The following is a 4,323-nucleotide window of genomic DNA, read 5'->3' as shown; positions in this document are numbered from 1 at the left end:
TGCCCTCGCCGCCGGATCAGCCCGGTTTGACGATGCGGTTCATCTCGAAGTGCATGGGATCGGTCCACTTCCAGTTGCCGCCCCAGGTGAAGCCCCAGCGCTCGAAGATGGAGACGACGGTGCGGTCCATCTCGCCGACGGTGCCGCGCTGGTTGCCGGCGGTGTTGAGGTCGACGGCGGTGCCGAAGGCGTGGTTGGAGAGCTGGGTGGAGTTGGCGATGAAGCGGGGGTAGTAGCACCCGGCGTACTGCTTCGGGTCGATCGTCTTGGCCAGCCCCCGGTCGACGACCTCCTGCAGTGCCGCGCGCAGCTGCGGGACCATCACCTTGTTGCAGGTCACCGAGCCGAGGATCGGCACCTGGGCGGTCACGATGTGGGAGCTCACCCAGCTCGAGGCGGGAGTGATGGTGCCGTCGCCGTTGGCCCGGTAGGTGTAGTTGCCGACGGCCTCGGCGACGGTGCCGACGACGTACGCCTTCTGGGGCGCGTTCGGGTCCAGGCCGGCCCGGGCGACGACGTCGAGGCGCTGGATGGAGGCGTCCGAGCCGACGACCTTCTGGATCGGCTTGACGACCCGGTTGGGCGCGATGGATGCGGTGGAGACCAGGAGCGCGTTGCCCTTCTCCATGCCCATCTCCTCGCCCCACTTGTGGTTGACGACGGCCGAGGCGAGGCCCGGCGGCTGGGGCGCGAAGGCGCCCACGTGGACCGAGGTGGCGTCCTTGCTGGACCCCAGGGTCACGAACCCGTCCTTGTCGGCAGGGAGGTCGTCCTGGCGCTCGGGGTCGATCGCCACCTCGCCCCCGGCGACGCGCTGCCAGACCTCGTCGGAGTCGGCGCTCTGGAAGGGGGCGAAGTTGCGATAGGTCGACGGGTCGACCGCGACCACCTTCACCAACCGCCCCTGGACGCTGACCTGGGCCATGGAGATCTGCTCGACGCCGGAGACGCCGTCGAGGCCACCGATCTTCTTGACGTCGGAGGAGGACAGCGTCTTCTCGGAGAGGATCAGCAGGTCGGTGGAGTGCAGGGTGCCCTCGCGCTTGCCGGGGATCTCGACGGCGTGCGACGGATCGGCGACGGGGCTCTTGCTCGAGGAGTCATCGGCCTCGCCGGTGCTGCGGCTCGGGCTGCTGCTCGCCGAACCCGGCTTCGACGGCTCGCCCGCGCAGGCGGCCAGGGTCACTACCAGGACCACCGCGATCGCCGCGGACGCTCTCAACGAGACCTTTCGCATCCTGATACCTCCCCGCAGGAAGATTAGGCGAGGGCTGGTGATCACCCAACTCACCAGTAACCCAGGCTCACGCACTCAGGACCCGTGACATCAGCCAGGCGATGTCGTCCGCGGTCTCGGCGGGCGACTTGGTGGGCTGCATGACATGACTGAGCACCACCCGGACCATCATCTCGATGGCCGCCTCCGCCTGTACCGGGGTGAGCCCGTGGTCGAACCTGGTGATGTGCTTGTGGATGATCTCGGTCGAATAGTCCAGGAGCCCCTCGCTGTGGCTGGAGAGGTAGGGCAGCAGCTCGGTGTCGGCACCGTGGGTGGCCGAGACCACCGCATGCAGCAGCTTGTTGTCCTGGGCGCGGTCGAGGACGGCGTACGTCGCCCGGCGGATCGCCGCGATGAACTCGTCCTCCTCGTCGAAGGCCGTGCTCACCACCGCGAGGAACTGCTCCAGCTCGCGCAGGATCAGCGACTTCGCCAGGGCCGGCTTGGCACCGATGTCGTTGTAGACCGTCTGCCGGCTGATGCCGCACCGCTCGGCGATGCGCGACATCGTCACGCTCGCCCACCCTGCCTCGGTGGTCATCTCGACGGCGGCGTCGAGGATCCGCTGACGCGTGGATTCAGGTACGACGGCCCCCATGAAGGCAAAGTCTAGGGCGAAGCTCCCTCGCCCGCGCATCGAACCCGGGCCAGCGTCCCTTTCAGGAGACCGAGTCGGTGGCCAGCGGGACGAAGTCGACCTTCTCCCGGACGCCGCAGTCTGGGCAGCACCAGTCGTCCGGTACGTCCGCCCACGCCGTCCCGGCGGCGAACCCCTCGGCCTCGTTGCCCTCCTCGACGCGGTAGGTGTAGCCGCAACCGGGACAGCGGGCGGCGAGCACCTCCTGGGCGACGACCCGAGGGACGGTGTCGTCGCCGGCCTCGGCCCGGTCGGCGGCGGGCGGCGGGTACTTCGCCAGGATCCGGTCCCGCTTGCGCGGCAGCAGGTTGGCGCGCGACAGGTCGCCGTCGAAGTGCGCCAGCACCCTGGGGTCCATCACCCGGCGCCAGAGCGGAGGGACGACGGCGAGCAGGATCATCCCGGCGTAGCCGGTCGGCAGCACCGGGGACTCCTTGTAGTCGCGCAGCGTCTGGTAGCGCCGGATCGGGTTGGCGTGGTGGTCGCTGTGGCGCTGCAGGTGGTAGAGCAGCACGTTGGTCGCGATGTTGTTGGAGTTCCACGAGTGGCTGGGATCGACCCGCTCGTAGCGCCGGCCGAGCCGCTGCCGCAGCATCCCGTAGTGCTCCATGTAGTTGATCACCTCGAGCAGCGAGAACCCGACCACGGCCTGGATCAGCAGGAACGGGATCACCATCGGCCCGAGCCACACGATCATCGCGCCCCACAGCACCGCGGACATCAGCCAGGCGTTGAGCACGTCGTTGCCGATCCGGAACGGGTGGCGGTCGCGGCGGGCGTACCTCTTCCTCTCCAGTTTCCACGCGTTCTTCAGGGACCCCGAGACCGTGCGCGGCCAGAACGCGTAGAAAGACTCGCCGAACTTGGCCGAGGCCGGGTCCTCGGGCGTCGCGACCCGGACGTGGTGACCGCGGTTGTGCTCGATGTAGAAGTGTCCGTAGAAGCTCTGCGCGAGCGCGATCTTGGACAGCCAGCGCTCGACGTCCTCGCGTTTGTGGCCGAGCTCGTGGGCCGTGTTGATGCCGATCCCGCCGATGCAGCCGACCGAGATGGCCAGCCCGACCCGGTCGACCATGCTCATCGTGTGGCCGTCGAGCGCGCCGTGGGCGACGATGGCCATGCCGCCGATGAAGACGACGTACTGCAGCGGGAGGTAGGAGTAGACGACCCAGCGGTAGTAGCGATCGTTCTCCAGCGCCTCGATCATGTCGTCGGGCGGGTTGGACTTGTCGAGGCCGGTGAAGAGGTCGATCAGCGGGACGACGACGAGGATGATGATCGGCCCGGTCCACAGGAAGACGCCGATGTCGGTCAGGTGCCAGCCACCGATCGCGATGAACCCCAGGATCGGCACCACCAGCCCCAGCAGCCACAGATAGCGCTTCTTGTCGCGCCACTGCTCGGTCGAGCCGTCGGGCACTGTGCTGTTGGCGGTCTCCATCACTTACCCCTTGGACAGAACGGGATGATCTGTCAAGTGTCGTACGTCACAGACCCAGTTGTAAATACACGTGTCCCAGATAGATCTGGAAGAAGATGACGTACGCCCAGGGGCGGTTGCGCAAGGATGGGGACATGACGACGAGCCTGCCTTTCGGCATCGACTTCGGCGGCACGGGCATCAAGGGTGCCCCGATCGACCTCGCCACCGGCGAGTTCGCCGAGGAACGTGTACGCATCCCGACTCCCGAGAACTCCAACCCCGAGGCGATCGCGGAGATCTTCGTCGAGCTGCTCTCGCAGTTCCCGGACTATGACGGGAAGGTCGGCGTGACCGTCCCCGGCGTCGTACGCCACGGCGTCGTCCACTCCGCTGCCAACATCGACAAGTCCTGGATCGGCACCGACGCCGACGCGATCTTCACCGCGGCCACCGGGCGCGACGTGCACGTGGTCAACGACGCCGACGCGGCAGGCCTGGCCGAGGTCCGCTACGGCGCCGCTAAGGGCCGGCGCGGGCTGGTGATCATGACGACCCTCGGCACCGGCATCGGCACGGCGCTGCTCAACGACGGCGTGCTCGTCCCCAACTCCGAGCTCGGCCACCTCGAGCTCGACGGGCACGATGCCGAGAGCCGGGCATCCAACATCGCCCGCAAGCGCGACGAGCTCACCTGGAAGCACTGGGCCAAGCGGTTGCGGAAGTACTACCAGCACCTGGAGATGCTCTTCTCGCCCGACCTATTCCTCGTCGGCGGAGGGGTCTCGAAGGAAGCGTCGGAGTTCCTGCCGCTTCTCGAGCTGGACACCGAGATCATCCCGGCGAAGCTGCTCAACACCGCGGGGGCGGTCGGGGCGGCGCTGTACGCCGAGGAGCTCGCCACCGACTGAGCCCGGCGGTGCCGGTCGCGGTGCCGGTCGCGCCTCCGGTCGCGGCCCCGGCGGCGGCCCGGGCCGTGGCTCCGGC

4 protein-coding genes are annotated in these 4,323 nt (G+C 68.1%); 1 reads left to right on the top strand and 3 read right to left on the bottom strand.

Annotation, left to right across the window (positions count from 1 at the left end; all coding sequences use genetic code 11):
- Positions 1-16 precede the first annotated feature (16 nt).
- The 3 genes from ACRDPS_RS03045 to ACRDPS_RS03035 all read right to left on the bottom strand — a co-directional run bounded on the left by ACRDPS_RS03045 (position 17) and on the right by ACRDPS_RS03035 (position 3,357).
- Positions 17-1,237 (bottom strand): M15 family metallopeptidase, encoded by a 1,221-nt coding sequence (locus ACRDPS_RS03045; RefSeq protein ID WP_431500141.1) that lies wholly within the window; start codon positions 1,235-1,237, stop codon positions 17-19.
- A gap of 67 nt (positions 1,238-1,304) precedes the next feature.
- Positions 1,305-1,877 (bottom strand): TetR family transcriptional regulator, encoded by a 573-nt coding sequence (locus ACRDPS_RS03040; protein ID WP_431500140.1) that lies wholly within the window; start codon positions 1,875-1,877, stop codon positions 1,305-1,307.
- A 61-nt stretch (positions 1,878-1,938) separates the two neighbouring features.
- Complete coding sequence (locus tag ACRDPS_RS03035; protein ID WP_431500139.1) at positions 1,939-3,357, bottom strand: fatty acid desaturase; 1,419 nt, start codon at positions 3,355-3,357, stop codon at positions 1,939-1,941.
- A gap of 134 nt (positions 3,358-3,491) precedes the next feature.
- Here ACRDPS_RS03035 and ppgK point away from each other — a divergent pair, with 134 nt between their 5' ends.
- Positions 3,492-4,247, top strand: coding sequence for a polyphosphate--glucose phosphotransferase (gene ppgK, locus ACRDPS_RS03030; RefSeq protein WP_431500138.1), 756 nt, complete (start codon positions 3,492-3,494; stop codon positions 4,245-4,247).
- The last annotated feature ends 76 nt before the right edge of the window (positions 4,248-4,323 follow it).

The organism is Nocardioides sp. (assembly GCF_050699375.1).
GTDB lineage: Bacteria > Actinomycetota > Actinomycetes > Propionibacteriales > Nocardioidaceae > Nocardioides.
Note: the sequence above shows the minus strand (reverse complement) of the source record. Positions and strands in the feature narration are given on the sequence as shown.

Coding starts and splice junctions, on each gene's coding strand:
- ACRDPS_RS03045 (WP_431500141.1), bottom strand. CDS start 1,237: ATGCGAAAGGTCTCGTTGAGAGCGTCCGCGGCGATCGCGGTGGTCCTG.
- ACRDPS_RS03040 (WP_431500140.1), bottom strand. CDS start 1,877: ATGGGGGCCGTCGTACCTGAATCCACGCGTCAGCGGATCCTCGACGCC.
- ACRDPS_RS03035 (WP_431500139.1), bottom strand. CDS start 3,357: ATGGAGACCGCCAACAGCACAGTGCCCGACGGCTCGACCGAGCAGTGG.
- ppgK (WP_431500138.1), top strand. CDS start 3,492: ATGACGACGAGCCTGCCTTTCGGCATCGACTTCGGCGGCACGGGCATC.